The sequence below is a fragment of the Diaphorobacter sp. LR2014-1 genome (assembly GCF_002916785.1).
Lineage (GTDB): Bacteria > Pseudomonadota > Gammaproteobacteria > Burkholderiales > Burkholderiaceae_C > Diaphorobacter > Diaphorobacter nitroreducens.
The window spans coordinates 91,962-107,574 of record NZ_MTBE01000009.1 but is presented as its reverse complement, the minus strand read 5'-3'; the positions used below and the strand labels follow the sequence as shown (position 1 = coordinate 107,574).

The 15,613-nt window shown below is 67.7% G+C and carries 11 protein-coding genes, 1 tRNA gene and 1 pseudogene; 8 read left to right on the top strand and 5 right to left on the bottom strand.

The features are described 5' to 3' along the window. Window positions 1-173: 173 nt before the first annotated feature. The 7 genes and pseudogenes from cysS to BV908_RS09570 all read left to right on the top strand — a co-directional run bounded on the left by cysS (window position 174) and on the right by BV908_RS09570 (window position 6,290). A complete protein-coding gene (gene cysS, locus BV908_RS09600) occupies window positions 174-1,550 on the top strand; it encodes a cysteine--tRNA ligase (RefSeq protein ID WP_011804896.1) in 1,377 nt (458 codons plus the stop codon). 45 nt (window positions 1,551-1,595) lie between these two features. Beyond that, on the top strand, window positions 1,596-2,255 hold the full coding sequence (locus BV908_RS09595; RefSeq protein WP_103737984.1) for a DNA-3-methyladenine glycosylase: 660 nt from the start codon (window positions 1,596-1,598) through the stop codon (window positions 2,253-2,255). Window positions 2,256-2,303: 48 nt separating this feature from the next. Then, on the top strand, window positions 2,304-3,281 hold the full coding sequence (locus BV908_RS09590) for an acetyl-CoA carboxylase carboxyltransferase subunit alpha (protein ID WP_011804898.1): 978 nt from the start codon (window positions 2,304-2,306) through the stop codon (window positions 3,279-3,281). A gap of 153 nt (window positions 3,282-3,434) precedes the next feature. Next, window positions 3,435-3,746 (top strand): annotated as a pseudogene (locus tag BV908_RS09585) (chemotaxis protein); the annotation flags it as partial. Between the two features lie 92 nt (window positions 3,747-3,838). After that, complete coding sequence (gene tilS, locus BV908_RS09580) at window positions 3,839-4,846, top strand: tRNA lysidine(34) synthetase TilS (RefSeq protein WP_103737983.1); 1,008 nt, start codon at window positions 3,839-3,841, stop codon at window positions 4,844-4,846. Window positions 4,847-4,883: 37 nt separating this feature from the next. Continuing rightward, a complete protein-coding gene (locus BV908_RS09575) occupies window positions 4,884-6,152 on the top strand; it encodes an aspartate kinase (RefSeq protein ID WP_011804900.1) in 1,269 nt (422 codons plus the stop codon). 45 nt (window positions 6,153-6,197) lie between these two features. After that, a tRNA-Ser gene (locus tag BV908_RS09570) sits at window positions 6,198-6,290 on the top strand. Window positions 6,291-6,355: 65 nt separating this feature from the next. Here BV908_RS09570 and BV908_RS09565 read toward each other — a convergent pair. Together BV908_RS09565 and metE are read right to left on the bottom strand one after the other, a co-directional pair. Beyond that, window positions 6,356-6,814 (bottom strand): CopD family protein, encoded by a 459-nt coding sequence (locus BV908_RS09565; protein WP_199856270.1) that lies wholly within the window; start codon window positions 6,812-6,814, stop codon window positions 6,356-6,358. A gap of 76 nt (window positions 6,815-6,890) precedes the next feature. Further along, the gene (metE, locus tag BV908_RS09560) at window positions 6,891-9,260 is read right to left on the bottom strand and encodes a 5-methyltetrahydropteroyltriglutamate--homocysteine S-methyltransferase (protein WP_103738001.1); all 2,370 of its coding nucleotides are present in this window, start codon (window positions 9,258-9,260) and stop codon (window positions 6,891-6,893) included. A gap of 97 nt (window positions 9,261-9,357) precedes the next feature. Here metE and BV908_RS09555 point away from each other — a divergent pair, with 97 nt between their 5' ends. Beyond that, window positions 9,358-10,287 carry a LysR family transcriptional regulator gene (locus BV908_RS09555; RefSeq protein ID WP_011804903.1) on the top strand — a complete coding sequence of 310 codons (930 nt, stop codon included), beginning with the start codon at window positions 9,358-9,360 and terminating at the stop codon, window positions 10,285-10,287. Window positions 10,288-10,333: 46 nt separating this feature from the next. Here BV908_RS09555 and BV908_RS09550 read toward each other — a convergent pair whose 3' ends face one another. The 3 genes from BV908_RS09550 to acnD all read right to left on the bottom strand — a co-directional run bounded on the left by BV908_RS09550 (window position 10,334) and on the right by acnD (window position 15,534). Then, the gene (locus BV908_RS09550; RefSeq protein ID WP_103737982.1) at window positions 10,334-11,194 is read right to left on the bottom strand and encodes an isocitrate lyase/PEP mutase family protein; all 861 of its coding nucleotides are present in this window, start codon (window positions 11,192-11,194) and stop codon (window positions 10,334-10,336) included. Between the two features lie 451 nt (window positions 11,195-11,645). Continuing rightward, window positions 11,646-12,848 (bottom strand): 2-methylaconitate cis-trans isomerase PrpF, encoded by a 1,203-nt coding sequence (gene prpF / locus BV908_RS09545; RefSeq protein ID WP_103737981.1) that lies wholly within the window; start codon window positions 12,846-12,848, stop codon window positions 11,646-11,648. Between the two features lie 13 nt (window positions 12,849-12,861). Further along, window positions 12,862-15,534, bottom strand: a complete 2,673-nt coding sequence (gene acnD / locus BV908_RS09540; RefSeq protein WP_103737980.1) for a Fe/S-dependent 2-methylisocitrate dehydratase AcnD — start codon at window positions 15,532-15,534, stop codon at window positions 12,862-12,864. Window positions 15,535-15,613 lie beyond the last annotated feature (79 nt).

Below are 15,613 nucleotides of genomic sequence, written 5' to 3'. Positions count from 1 at the left end.
TTTGTCATGCCGGTACGCTGTTGCCGCTCCTGATGGCGGGCCCGCCGCCCTTGCGGCAGACCGCCTGCACGCCCCGCGGCACCGCCCATCGCGCGCACCCGCCCTGAGTCGCGCGCCGCACCGGGCGCGCACCGTACCCATCCGCCCCCACCGATTCCCTGGACCCGTCATCCATGAGCTTGCGTATCTACAACACGCTGTCGCGTGCATTGGAGGAGTTTTCCCCGCTCGAACCCGGCCATGTGCGCATGTACGTGTGCGGCATGACCGTATACGACCTGTGCCACCTGGGCCATGCGCGCTCCATGATCGCCTTTGACGTAGTGCAGCGCTGGCTGCGCGCATCCGGCCTGGCGGTGACCTACGTGCGCAACATCACCGACATCGACGACAAGATCATCAAGCGCGCGGTGGAGAACGGCGAGACCATTCGCAGCCTGACCGACCGCATGATCGACGCGCTGCACCAGGACGCCGACGCGCTGGGCATCGAGCGTCCCACGCACGAGCCCCGCGCCACCGCCTATGTGCCGCAGATGCTGGACATGATCGGCACGCTGCAGGGCAAGGGCCTGGCCTACCAGGCGGGCAACGGCGACGTGAACTATGCGGTGCGCAAGTTCCCCGGCTACGGCAAGCTGTCGGGCAAGTCGCTGGACGAGCTGAATGCCGGCGAGCGTGTGGCCGTGCAGGACGGCAAGCACGACCCGCTGGACTTCGTGCTGTGGAAGTCCGCCAAGCCCGAGGAGCCGGCCGATGTGAAGTGGCGCAGCCCCTTCGGCGAGGGGCGCCCGGGCTGGCATATCGAATGCTCCGCCATGGGCTGCGCGCTGCTGGGCGAGAGCTTCGACATCCACGGTGGCGGCGCCGATCTGCAGTTTCCGCACCACGAGAACGAGATCGCCCAGAGCGAGGGCGCCACGGGCAAACCGTTCGCGCGGCTGTGGATGCACAACGGCTTCATCAACGTGGACAACGAGAAGATGTCCAAGAGCCTGGGCAACTTCTTCACCATCCGTGACGTGCTCAAGGAATACGACGCGGAGACTGTGCGCTTCTTCGTGGTCCGCAGCCACTACCGCAGCCCGCTGAACTACAGCAACGTGCACCTGGACGATGCGCGTGCCGCGCTCAAGCGCCTGTACACCGCGCTGAGCCTGGTGGCACCGGCCCCGGTCGAGGTGGACTGGGCCGAAGGCTACGCGGCCCGCTTCAAGGCCGCCATGGACGAGGACTTCGGCACCCCTGAAGCGGTGGCCGTGCTGTTCGACCTGGCCGGTGAGGTGAACCGCAGCAAGTCGCCCGCCGCGGCGGGCTTGCTGAAGGCGCTGGGCGGCCACCTAGGGCTGCTGCAGGCGGATCCGCAGGACTTTCTGAAAGCAGGCGCCGGGCTGGACGAGGCGGCCATCCAGGCGCAGATCGCCGCGCGCGCCACCGCCAAGGCGGCCAAAAACTTCGCCGAGGCCGACCGCATCCGCAATGATCTGCTGGCGCAGGGTATCGTGCTCAAGGACTCCGCCTCGGGCACGACCTGGGAGGCGGCTCAGTAAATGGGTTTCGATTCAAATTGGCATGTAGGGCTTGTGGGGTAAGCGGTGGCAGCTACTAAAAAAATAGCGGATGCACCTCCGTCCCTCACGCGCCCCAGCTATTGGGAAGAGGCCTGCCGGCATCTGACCAAGAAGGACCGCGTGATGCGTCGCCTGATTCCCCAGGTGGGCAACGTGGCCCTGAGCCAGCGCGGCGACGCCTTCACCACGCTGGCGCGCTCCATCGTGGGCCAGCAGGTGTCGGTGGCGTCGGCGCAGCGCGTGTGGGACCAGTTCGCCGCGCTGTCGCGCAGCATGACGCCGCGCAGCGTGCTCAAGCTCAAGGTGGACGACATGCGTGCGGCCGGCCTGTCGGCCCGCAAGGTGGAGTACCTGGTGGACCTGGCGCTGCACTTCGACAGCGGCCGGCTGCACGTGAAGCAGTGGGACCAGATGGACGACCAGGCCATCGTTGCCGAGCTGGTGGCGATCCGCGGCATCAGCCGCTGGACGGCGGATATGTTCCTCATCTTCCATCTGGCGCGGCCGAACGTGCTGCCGCTGGACGATGCCACGCTGATCCAGGGCATCAGCCAGCATTATTTTTCGGGCGACCCGGTCAGCCGCAGCGATGCGCGCGAAGTGGCTGATGCGTGGAAACCCTGGTGCAGCGTGGCGAGTTGGTATATTTGGCGGTCGCTCGCCCCCCTGCCGGTGGACTACTGAACAACGCAGGGCGGCCGGTACCGGGCACCGCCCCGAGGAGAAAACAAGTTGGCGAAAAAGACCTTTCTGGACTTCGAGCAGCCCATTGGCGAGCTGGAATCCAAAATCGAAGAACTGCGCTATGTGCAGAACGAGAGCGCGGTGGACATCTCCGAGGAGATTGACCAGCTCAGCAAGAAGAGCCTGCAGCTCACCAAGGACATCTACAGTGACCTGACCCCCTGGCAGATCACGAAGATCGCACGCCATCCGGAGCGCCCGTACACCATGGACTACGTGCGCGAGATCTTCACGGATTTCGTGGAAATGCACGGCGACCGGCACTTCGCGGACGACCAGTCCATCGTGGGGGGCCTCGCGCGCTTCAACGGCCACGCCTGCATGGTGCTGGGCCACCAGAAGGGCCGCGACACCAAGGAGCGCACCGCGCGCAACTTCGGCATGAGCCGGCCCGAGGGCTACCGCAAGGCCCTGCGCCTGATGAAGACGGCCGAGAAGTTCAAGCTGCCCGTGTTCACTTTTGTCGATACGCCCGGTGCATACCCCGGCATCGACGCCGAGGAGCGCGGCCAGTCCGAAGCCATCGGCCGCAACATCTACGAGATGGCCCAGCTGGAAGTGCCGATCATCACCACGGTGATCGGCGAAGGCGGATCCGGCGGCGCGCTGGCCATCAGCGTGGCCGACCAGGTCATCATGCTGCAGTACTCGATTTACTCGGTCATCAGCCCCGAGGGCTGCGCGTCCATCCTCTGGAAGACCAGCGACCGCGCGCAGGACGCCGCCGAGGCCATGGGCATCACGGCGCACCGCCTGAAGGCCCTGGGTCTGGTGGACAAGATCGTGAACGAGCCCGTGGGGGGCGCGCATCGCGACCACAAGCAGATGGCCGCCTTCCTCAAGCGTGCCCTGGGCGATGCCTACCGCCAGCTGTCGGACCTCAAGCCCAAGGAACTGCAGGACCGCCGCTACGAGCGCCTGCAGAGCTACGGCCGTTTCACGGACACCAAGGCGGACAGCCGCTAAGGAGGGAGGCGCACGCGCGCTCAGCGTCGCGCCGATCCTTGAAAAAAGGTGGGGGAATCCCCGCCTTTTTTTGTGACTTACTTGTATCAAAACGTATTATCTTTCCTCGTGCGGACGCGCATCGCTGCAGGAAGAAGGGTTACGTATGTCTCTGTGGAAGTCTCTCACGATGCGGGCACCACCATGGCGGACATCGTGCAGTCGGTGCAGCGCGTCACGGACATCATGGCCGAGATCACCGCTTCCACAAACGAGCAAAGCACCAGCATTGGCGAGGTAGGCCAGGCCGTGGCGCAGTTGGATCAGATGACCCAGCAGAACGCCGCACTGGTGGAAGAAAGCGCCGCAGCGGCGGCCAGCCTCAAAGACCAGTCCGTACGCCTGTCCGACGTGGTGGGTACCTTCCGGCTGCACGACGAGGCCGCAAGCGCCGGTCGGTCGGCGCCGCTGGCACTGCAGCGCTAGCGTGGCGGGGGGGCGCTGGCGCGCGCCGATAATCGGGCCGTCATGCCTGCCCATACGCCACCGCGCCCGCACTGCCGCCGCAGGAGGGACGCTTGACCCAGTCGTTCGACGCCGCAGTCGCGGCCTTCCGGCCCCGTCTGCCCCTGGCCGTGGCCCTCAGCGGCGGCGCAGATTCGACGGCACTGCTGTTGGCCTGCGCACCGCGCTGGCCGGGGCAGGTGGTGGCTTTCCACGTGCACCATGGGCTGCAGGCGGCGGCCGACGGGTTTGAGCAGCATTGCGTGGCCTTGTGTGAGCGGCTGGGCATACCGCTGTGGGTGCGCCGCGTGGATGCGCGCCATGCTGCCGGACAAAGCCCCGAGGATGCGGCACGCCAGGTGCGTTACAAGGCTTTTGAGGCGTTGGCGCTTGACTGTCAAGCGCAAATAGCTATAAAAACAATAGCGATGGCGCAGCATGCGGACGACCAGGTCGAGACATTGCTGCTCGCCCTATCGCGGGGCGCGGGCGTAGCCGGGCTTGCCGCCATGCCGGCGCAGTGGCAGCGCGCGGGCATGGACTGGTGCAGGCCGCTGCTGCGCGTGGCAGGCGCCGACGTGCGCGCCTGGCTGGTCGCGCGTGGCGAACGCTGGGTGGAAGACCCGACCAACGCCGACGAGCGCTTCACGCGCAACCGCATCCGCCGCCAGTTGCTGCCGGCGCTGCAGCAGGCGTTCCCGCAGTTTCGTGACACCTTTGCACGCAGTTGCGAACACGCGGCGCAGGCCAGCGAACTGCTGCAGGAACTGGCCGCCGCCGATGCAGCGGCCATCGGCCAGCCGCCCCGCATCGCGGCGCTGCGTGCATTGGGAAGGGCGCGCCAGGCGAACGTGCTGCGCCACTGGCTGCGTGTGCACCACGCCACCACGCCTACGGCCGCACAGCTGAACGAATTGCTGGACCAGTTGGCCGCATGTGCCACGCGCGGGCACCGCATTCACCTGAAGGTGGGCGGGGGCTATGTGGTCCGCGAGGCGGAGGTGCTCGGTTGGTACAATCAACAGGTTTTGGTCCCCATTTCCGCACGGGACGGCGGCGCGCCAGAACAGCTTTTGCAATAGCGCCGCGCATCTGCGTCCCTGCCATTCCAGAAATTCCATGGCACTGATCGTTCATAAATACGGCGGCACCTCGATGGGCTCCACCGAGCGCATCCGCAATGTCGCCAAGCGCGTGGCCAAGTGGGCGCGGGCCGGCCACCAGATGGTGGTGGTACCCAGCGCCATGAGTGGCGAGACCAACCGCCTGCTGGGCCTGGCCAAGGAGCTCACGCCCTCGCGCATTACCTCCGCCTACCACCGCGAGCTCGACATGCTGGCCGCCACGGGTGAGCAGGCCTCGTCGGCCCTGCTGGCCATCGCGCTGCAGGCCGAAGGCATGGAGTCGGTGAGCTACGCCGGCTGGCAGGTGCCCGTGCGCACCGACAGCAGCTACACCAAGGCGCGCATCGAGTCCATCGACGACAAGCGCGTGCGCGCCGACCTGGACGCGGGCAAGGTCGTCATCGTCACGGGCTTCCAGGGCATCGACGAGGGCGGCAACATCACCACGCTGGGCCGCGGCGGCTCCGACACCTCGGCCGTCGCCATTGCCGCCGCGATGAAGGCGCACGAATGCCTGATCTACACCGACGTGGATGGCGTGTACACCACCGACCCGCGCGTGGTGCCCGAAGCGCGGCGCCTGACGACGCTGAGCTTCGAGGAAATGCTGGAGATGGCCAGCCTGGGCAGCAAGGTGCTGCAGATCCGTTCGGTGGAATTTGCCGGCAAGTACAAGGTGCCGCTGCGCGTGCTCTCCAGCTTCACGTCCTGGGACATCGACATCAACGAGGAAGCCAAGTCCGGCACCCTGATCACCTTTGAGGAAGACGAACAAATGGAAAAAGCCGTCGTATCCGGCATCGCTTTCACCCGCGACGAAGCCAAGATCTCCGTGATCGGCGTGCCCGACACCCCCGGTATCGCCTACCAGATCCTGGGCGCGGTGGCTGATGCCAACATCGATGTGGATGTCATCATCCAGAACATGGGCAAGGAAGGGAAGACCGACTTCAGCTTCACGGTGAATCGGAATGACTACCAACGCACCATCGATCTGTTGAAAGACAAGGTGCTGCCCCAACTGGGCGCCGAGGAAATCGTGGGCGATGCCAAGATCGCGAAGGTCAGCATCGTCGGCATCGGCATGCGCAGCCATGTGGGCGTGGCCAGCAAGATGTTCCGCGCGCTGAGCGAAGAGGGCATCAACATCAAGATGATCTCCACGTCGGAAATCAAGACCTCCGTGGTGATCGACGAGAAGTACGTGGAACTGGCCGTGCGTACGCTGCACAAGGCGTTCGAGCTGGACCAGGCTGCCGCCTGAAGTTTCGCCGAAATGGCCTTGAAATGAGGCTACAATAGCGGGATTGGAAACGTGACCGAGTGGCCGAAGGTGCTCCCCTGCTAAGGGAGTATGGGGTGTAGAGCCTCATCGAGGGTTCGAATCCCTCCGTTTCCGCCAAACAAAAAACGCGCCTTCATGGCGCGTTTTTTTATGCCGGCGGCGATGTGGTGCCGCCGCGCGTCTCACATCAGCAGCGTCAGCACCACAATCACTACGCCGATGAGCAGGTTCACGCCAACCCAGGCGCGGATGCTTGCCAGCGCCAGGCCGCCTGCCGGCCAGTCGGAGGCGGCGACGGCCTGCTCCAGGCGGCTGAGCAGCGCGAAGTAGATGTAGGCGAAGATGCCCATCATCACGATGCCGAGGGTCGCCATGATGGTCCAGTCCAGCGGCATCGAGAACGCGCCGCCCGCACCGATGCTCACCGCGCCGATCATGCCCAGCCCGCTCGTCAGCACGGCCACGATGGCGATGGCGACCGCGCCCAGGAAGCGCTGCAGCACGCCGTGCATCAGCGCCACGCGCTGCGGCGGCTCCAGCATCTGTACGGCGGGGCGCAGGAAGAAATGGGCGAAGACCATGCCGCCGATCCAGACGATGATCGACAGCACGTGGGTGAGCTTGAGGGCGTTATAGAGCATGGCGGCGCATTGTGCCGCCATGCCGGTCGATGCGGGCCATGCACTGACGCGGCGCAGGGTTGATGGTTGCCCGCCGTCAAGCGGAGGCCATGGCGGAGCGCAGTGCCCGCGCGGCCTGCACCATGTGGCGCAGCGCGGCCTCGGTCTCGGGCCAATTGCGGGTCTTGAGGCCGCAGTCAGGATTGACCCAGAGGTTGTGTGCGGGCACCACCTCGGCCGCCTTGCGCAGCAGGCGCGCCATCTCCTGCGAGCCGGGTATGCGTGGTGAATGGATGTCGTAGACACCGGGGCCGATCTCGTTGGGGTATTTGAAACTGCCGAAGCCACGCAGCAGTTCCATATCGGAGCGGCTGGTCTCGATGGTGATGACGTCGGCGTCCATGGCGGCGATCTCGGGCAGGATGTCGTTGAACTCGCTGTAGCACATGTGGGTGTGGATCTGCGTCGTGTCCTGCACGCCGCAGGCGCTGATGCGGAAGGCCCGCGTGGCCCAGTCCAGGTACGGTTTCCAGCCTGTGCGGCGCAACGGCAGGCCTTCGCGGATGGCGGGCTCGTCAATCTGCACGATGGCGATCCCGGCGGCCTCCAGATCCACCACCTCGTCCCGAATGGCCCAGGCAATCTGCTCGCAGGTGCGGCTGCGCGGCTGGTCGTCCCGCACGAAGGACCATTGCAGGATGGTCACCGGCCCCGTGAGCATGCCTTTCAGGGGTTTGTCCGTGAGGCTTTGGGCGTAGACGGTCCAGTCGACCGTCATGGCATGCGGGCGGGCCACGTCGCCGTAAAGCACAGGGGGCTTGACGCAGCGCGAGCCGTAGCTCTGCACCCAGCCATTGGCCGTGAAGGCGAAGCCGTCCAGCTGCTCGCCGAAGTACTCCACCATGTCGTTACGCTCGGCCTCGCCGTGCACCAGCACGTCCAGGCCCAGTTCCTCCTGCTTGCGCACGGCGTGTTCGATCTCGGCGCGCATCTGTGCCTGGTATTCGGCCTCACCCAGTACACCACGGCGGTGGGCTGCACGTGCGGCGCGGATGGCCGGGGTCTGCGGGAAGGATCCGATGGTGGTGGTGGGCAGCGGCGGCAGACGCAGGCGCGCGCGCTGCGCCTGCTGGCGAGTGGGGAAGGGCGAGCGGCGCCGGTCGCAGCCCTCGGGTGCCGCCTCCAGGCGGGCGGCCACGGCGGGGCGGTGCACGCGCGGGCTGGCACGGCGGCTGGCGATGGCGGCGCGCGCGGCGGCCAGGCGCGGGTCGCTGCCGGCCACGCGGCCGTCCAGCAGGCCGGCGATCAGGGCCACCTCGTCCAGCTTCTCGGTGGCGAAGGCGAGCCAGCCGCGCAGCTCGGGGTCCAGCGCATCCTCGCCCGCCAGGCTGACGGGCACATGCAGCAGCGAACACGAGGGCGCCACCCACAGCGGTCCGGTGTGTTTGGCGGCCACGGGGCGCAGCAGGGCCAGGGCCGCGTCGGGGTCGGTACGCCAGATGTTGCGACCGTCCACCACGCCCACCGACAGCACCTTGTAGGCCGGCAACCAGTCGGCCACGCCCGTCAGCTCCTGCGGGGCGCGCACGGCGTCCACGTGCAGGCCGGCCACGGGCAACTGGCAGGCCAGGCGCAGATGGTTCTCCAGGGGCGAGAAGTAGGTGGCCAGCAGCACCTGTGGGCCGGCCTTGCCGAGCTGCCAGTACGCGGGCTCGAAGGCCTGCGTCCAGCTGGCAGGCAGGTCCAGGCCCAGGATGGGCTCGTCGATCTGCACCCACTCCACGCCCTCGGCCTTCAGGCGCGCGAGTATCTGCGCGTACACGGGCAGCAGGCGGTCCAGCAGGTCCAACCGGTCGAATGGGGCTTCGCCTTTCTCCTTGGACAGCCAGAGGAAAGTGAGCGGCCCCACAAGCTGCGCCTTTACGCGGTGGCCCAGCGCCTGGGCTTCGGCCACTTCGGCGAACAGGCGCTCGCTACCCAGGCGGAACGCAGTGTCGGCGTGCAGTTCGGGCACGAGGTAGTGGTAGTTGGTGTCGAACCACTTCGTCATCTCCAGCGCGGGCTGGCCTTCGCCGGGATGCGGCGCGTGCGCACAGCCTGCGCCGCAGGTGCCACCGGGGGCGTGGTCGCCATGGCCCGACAGCGTCTGCACGCCCCGCGCCATGGCGAAGTAGCGTGCCAGCTCCGGCGTGCCGGGGGTGAAGCCAAACCGCGGGCTTTCGCAACCCAGCAGTTGGATGTGGTGGGCCATGTGGTCGTAGTAGGCGAAGTCGCCCACGGTCGCGAAGGCCAGGCCTGCGTCGCGCTGGGCCTGCCAGTGGCGTGCGCGCAGTTGGGCGCCCACGGCTTCGAGCGCGGCGGCGTCGATCTCGCCGCGCCAATGGCGCTCCAGCGCCAGTTTCAGTTCGCGCTGCGCGCCCATGCGGGGAAAGCCCAGCGTATGGGTGAGGATGGGGGAAGCGGCCATGGTGCGGAAGTCCTTGTGCAAGAGAAAACCGCGATGGTCGGTTAAGCGTGTTTATGATTCAAACGAAAGTTTTGTATTTTCAACTTGAATAGTTTTAATAATGCAATCCATCCTGGAGATCCGCCATCTGCGCACGCTGCAGGCCCTGCGTGATAGCGGCAGCCTGGTGCGGGCGGCGCAGCTGCTCAACCTCACGCAATCGGCGCTGTCGCACCAGATCAAGCTGCTGGAGGACCGCTACGGCACGCCGCTGTTTGAGCGCAAGTCCGTGCCGCCGCAGTTCAGCGCCACCGGCGCGCGGCTGCTGCAACTGGCCGATGCCGTGCTGCCGCAGGTGGAAACGGCTGAGCGTGACGTGGCGCGCCTGTCCCAAGGGCAGGGCGGGCAGATGCGCATCGCCGTGGAATGCCATACCTGTTTCGACTGGCTGATGCCCGCCATGGACGCCTTCCGCGCACGCTGGCCCGAGGTGGAACTGGACATCGTGAGCGGCTTCCACGCCGACCCCGTGGGCCTGCTGCACCAGGGCCGGGCGGACCTGGCCATCGTCTCCGAGCTGGACGCCGGGGAGGCGGGCGCCGTGGACTACCACCCCCTGTTCGGCTTCGAGATCCGCGCGTTGCTGGCCCACGGCCACCCGTTGCTGGACAAGCCCTTTCTGCAGGCCCAGGACTTCGCGGACCAGACCCTCATCACCTATCCGGTACCCGACGAGATGCTGGACCTCGTGCGCCAGGTGCTGGAGCCCGCCGGCGTGCGCCCGCCCCGGCGCACCACCGAGCTGACGGTGGCCATGCTGCAGCTCGTGGCCAGCGGCCGGGGCGTGGCCGCACTCCCACTGTGGGCGGTGCAAGGCTACCTAGACCGGGGCTACGTGGCCGCGCGCCCCATCGGCGCCCGGGGCCTGCGCGGCGAACTGCACGCGGCCTGCCTGCCGCAGCTCTCGCCCAGGCCCTTCCTGCAGGACTTCGTGCGCGTGACGCGCGAGACGAGTTTCGTCACGCTCAAGGGGGTGGAGTTGCTGTAGTTTTGATAGCTGATTGCGCTTGTCAGGTAAGCGCTAGCGCCTGATTTCATGCGTATTTCTTTTCGAGCGCATCCCAGAACGGTCTGCCCACCAGCCGCTGGCGCTCGGCGAACGGGGCGACCAGCGTGGGGTCTTCGCGCACCTCGCGCGCGTCGCGCAACTGGGCCAGCACTTTTTGCATGCCGGCCACGGCGCCTTGCAGCGCGGCGTTGGCGTACAGCACGAAGCCGTAGCCGAGCCGGCCCAGTTCGTCGGCGCCCATGATGGGCGTCTTGCCGCCGATGACCATGTTCATGAGCTGGGGCACTTGCAGGCGCTGGGGCAGGGCGCGCACATGCTCGGCCGTGGTGACGGCCTCGACGAAGAGGATGTCGGCGCCCGCCTCGGCGTACGCCTGCGCGCGCTCCACGGCGGCGTCGAAGCCGTGCACGGCGGCGGCGTCGGTGCGCGCCATGACCAGCAGGCCGTCGCGCCGCGCATCCACAGCGGCGCGGATCTTGCCCACCATCTCGCTGGTCTCGATCACGGCCTTGCCGCTGAAGTGGCCGCAGCGCTTGGGGCTCACCTGGTCTTCGAGCTGGATGCAGTCGGCGCCAGCGCGCTCCAGCGTGCGCACGGCGTGGTAGGTGTTGAGGGCGTTGCCGAAGCCCGTGTCCGCGTCCACGATCAGCGGCAGCTCCACCGCGTCGCGGATGCGGGCCGTGTGGTCGGCGATATCGGTCAGTCCCATGAAGCCCTGGTCGGGCAGGCCGAACCCCATGTTGGTGACGCCCGCGCCGGTGACGTAGAGGGCCTCGTAGCCCAGATCTTCGATGACCTTGGCCGACAGTGCGTTGAACGCGCCCGGCACGATGACGCCGCGCCGGGCTTCGGCCAGGGCCTTGAGTTGTTGCTTGGTGGACTGCATGGCTGTTTCCTTCAGGGAGGGTGCTCTGCGCGCGCATGGAACGCATTGCTGAAATCGGGTGCGCCCCCGGCCGGGGCTAGGGCCTGTTCACACTATTTTTGCCAGATGCGTTGCGATCAAAAAGGGCCAGGCGCAAGGCGCCAAACGAAGCTGGGGTGCTACCCCAGCGAGGCTTGGCAACGCCGCGAATGGCCCTTTTTGATCGCAACCCGGAGGGAACGGAGTGAAAACCGCGCCATTCGTCGTTGCCCTCCTAGCCAAGGCCCCGGCCTTGGCGTCGTCACGCGCCTAGATTGGCGCGGTTTTCACGCCATTCGCACTGGCAAAAATAGTGTGAACAGGCCCTAGCGGCCGCGGTGCGGGGGCCTGAGCCGGCCGCGCCGCGCTGCCGCGCTGGCGGCGTCCCCCTTGCCGCGCGAAGCGGGGGAGAAGGGGGACATGACGAAGTTGCTCACGGGGTTGGCGGCACTCTCACCCAGCCTTCCATCAGGGTGCGGGCGCTGCGGCTCATGAGGGCCTTGGTGACGCGCCACTGGCCGTTCACCAGCGCGGCCTCGGCCCCCACGCGCAGCGTGCCCGAGGGGTGGCCGAACCGCACCGATCCCGGCACGGCGGTGCGCGGGCCCCCGCCGGCCGCCTGGTGGACCAGCGTGCCGGGGACGGCGGCAGCGGCGCCGATGGCCACGGCCGCCGTGCCCATCATGGCGTGGTGCAGCTTGCCCATGGACAGTGCGCGCACCAGCAGGTCGATGTCGGCCGCGCGCACCGCCTTGCCGCTGGAGGCGACGTAGTCCGCCGGCGGCGCGACGAAGGCGAGTTTGGGCGTGTGCTGGCGCGTGGCGGCCTCTGCCACGTCGTGGACCAGGCCCATCTTGACTGCGCCCCAGGCGCGAATGGCCTCGAAGCGGGCCAGGGCCGCGGCATCGCCATTGATCGCGTCCTGCAGCTCGGTGCCGGTGCAGCCGACGTCCCTGGCGTTCAGGAAGATGGTCGGGATGCCCGCGTTGATGAGCGTGGCCTGCAAGCGGCCCACGCCTGGCACGTCCAGCGTATCGACCAGCTGGCCGGTGGGGAACAGGGCACTGCCGCCGCCTTCGCCTCCTTCACCGCCATCGGCCGGGTCGAGGAATTCGAGCAACACCTCGGCGGCGGGGAAGGCCACGCCGTCCAGCGCAAAGTCGCCCGTCTCCTGCACCTGGCCACCTGCGACGGGTACGTGGGCCACGATGGTCTTGCCGATGTTGGCCTGCCAGATGCGCACGGTGCACACGCCGTCGTGCGGAATGCGCCCGGACGCGACCAGGCCGCTGGCGATGGCGAACGGCCCCACGGCGGCCGACAGGTTGCCGCAGTTGCCGCTCCAGTCCACGAAGGGGCTGTCGATGGCGACCTGGCCGAACAGATAGTCCACGTCATGCCCGGGCCGGGTGGAGGGCGAGACGATCACCGCCTTGGACGTGGACGAGGTGGCGCCGCCCATGCCGTCGATCTGTTTGCCGTAGGGGTCGGGGCTGCCGGTCACGCGCAGTAGCAGCGCGTCGCGCGCTGCGCCGGGCTGCTGCGCCGCCGCGGGCAAATCCTGCAGGCGAAAGAACACGCCCTTGCTGGTGCCGCCGCGCAGGTAGGTGGCAGGGATCCTGATCTGTGGTGCCATGTTTGCTCTTGTTTCAATAGCTGGTTGCGCTTGTCAGACGGGCGCTGGAGGCTGATTGGGCCAGAAAGTCCTGGGCGAAGCGCTGCAGCACGCCCCCCGCTTCGTAGACCGAGACTTCCTCGGCCGTGTCCAGCCGGCAGGTGACGGGCACCTGCTGCGTCTCGCCCTGCGCGCGGCGGATGACAAGGATGACGGTGGCGCGCGGCGTGAGGGCACCGGCCACGTCGTAGGTTTCGGTGCCGTCCAACTGCAGCGTGTGGCGGTTGGTGCCGGGCAGGAACTCCAGCGGCAGCACCCCCATGCCGATGAGGTTGGTGCGGTGGATGCGCTCGAAGCCCTCGGCCACCACCGCCTCCACCCCCGCCAGCCGCACGCCCTTGGCGGCCCAGTCGCGGCTCGACCCCTGGCCGTAGTCGGCCCCGGCAATGATGACCAGCGGCTGGCGGCGGTGCAGGTAGGTCTCGATGGCCTCCCACATGCGCGTCACGCGGCCCTCGGGCTCGATGCGGGCGAGCGAGCCCTTTTGCACCTGGCCGTTCACCACCGCCATCTCGTTGACGAGTTGCGGGTTGGCGAACGTGGCGCGCATCGCCGTGAGGTGGTCGCCCCGGTGCGTGGCGTAGGAGTTGAAGTCCTCCTCGGGCACGCCCATGCGGGCCAGGTATTCGCCCGCCGCGCTGGCGGGCAGGATGGCGTTGGACGGCGAGAGGTGATCGGTGGTGATGTTGTCGCCCAGCAGCGCCAGCGGGCGCATGCCCTGGAGGGTGCGCGGGTAGGCGGCCAGCGCGCCCACGCCTTCGGCGTCCCAGTAGGGCGGGCGGCGGATGTAGGTGGACTGCGGGCGCCAGTCGTACTGCGGCGCGGCGCGCTCGCCATCGCCCTTGCGCAGGGCGAACATGGGTTGGTACACGGCGCGGAACTGTGCGGGCTTCACGGCGCTGGCGACGATGGCGTCGATCTCCTCGTCGCTGGGCCACAGGTCGTTCAGGCGGATTTCGCGGCCCTCCACCACGGCCAGCACGTCGCGCTCGATGTCAAAGCGCACCGTGCCCGCGATCGCGTAGGCCACCACCAACGGCGGCGACGCCAGGAAGGCTTGGCTCGCATAGGGGTGGATGCGCCCGTCGAAGTTGCGGTTGCCCGAGAGCACGGCGGTGGCGTAGAGCTTGCGGTCAAGGATCTCCTGCTGGATGCGCGGGTCCAGCGCGCCGCTCATGCCGTTGCAGGTGGTGCAGGCAAAGCCCACGATGCCAAAGCCCAGCGCCTGCAGATCAGAGAGCAGGCCGGCCTCCTGCAGGTACAGCTCCACCGCCTTGGAGCCGGGCGCGAGCGAGGTCTTGACCCAGGGCTTGCGCCGCAGGCCCAGGCGGCGGGCGTTGCGCGCCAGCAGGCCGGCGGCGATCACGTTGCGCGGGTTGCTGGTGTTGGTGCAACTGGTGATGGCGGCGATGACGACGGCACCGTCGGGCAGCAGGCCCCTGGCTTCCTCGGCGCGGGCCCTCTCCAGCATGCTGGCATCGGCAATGCCGCGCTCCACCAGCGCGTTGGTCGGCAGGCGCCGGTGCGGGTTGCTGGGGCCGGCCATGTTGCGCACCACGCTGGACAGGTCGAAGTGCAGCGTGCGCTCGTACCGCACCTCGCGCAGGGTATCGGCCCACAGACCGGCGGCGCGGGCGTAGGTCTCCACCAGCCGCACCTGGTCTTGCGCGCGGTCGGTCAGGCGCAGGTAATCGGTGGTCTGCGCGTCGATGTAGAACAGCGCGGCGGTGGCGCCGTATTCGGGGCACATGTTGCTGATGGTGGCGCGGTCGCCGATCGAGAGGCTGTCCGCGCCCTCGCCGAAGAATTCCACATAGGCGCCCACCACCTTTTGCTGGCGCAGGAACTCGGTCAGCGCCAGCGCGATGTCGGTCGCGGTAATCCCCGGCTGGCGTTTGCCGCGCAGTTGCACGCCCACGATGTCGGGCAGGCGCATCCAGCTGGCGCGGCCCAGCATCACGGCCTCGGCCTCCAGCCCGCCCACGCCCACGGCGATCACGCCCAGCGCGTCCACATGGGGGGTGTGGCTGTCGGTGCCCACGCAGGTGTCGGGAAAGGCGACCTTGCCCTGTCCATCGTCCTGCACGTGCACGACGGGCGACATTTTTTCCAGATTGATCTGGTGCATGATCCCGTTGCCCGCCGGGATGACCTGCACGTTGGCGAAGGCCTTCTTCGTCCACTCGATGAAGTGAAAGCGGTCCTCGTTGCGGCGGTCCTCGATGGCGCGGTTCTTGGTGAACGCCTCGGGGTCATGGCCGCCGCACTCCACGGCCAGCGAGTGGTCCACGATGAGCTGTACCGGCACCACCGGGTTCACGGCGGCGGGGTCGCCGCCCTGCTGGGCGATGGCGTCGCGCAGGCCCGCCAGATCGACCAGCGCGGTCTGGCCCAGGATGTCGTGGCACACCACGCGCACGGGGTACCAGGGAAAGTCCAGGTCGCGCCGGCGTTCGATCAGCTGGCGCAGGTAGTCCGGCAACTGCGCCGGGTCGGCGCGGCGCACCAGGTTCTCGGCGTGCACGCGGGCGGTGTAGGGCAGCGTGGCCCAGGCGCCGGGGGTAAGCCGCTCGACGGCCTCGCGCGCGTCGTAGAACTGCAGCGCCGTGCCGGGCAGGGGTTTGCGGTGGGCGGTGTTCGTGGTCATCGTGGTGCTATTGTTGTGATAGCTGCTGGCGCTTGCCTGTCAACAGATTTCATGCAAAAAGTGCTGGAAATCCACTAAC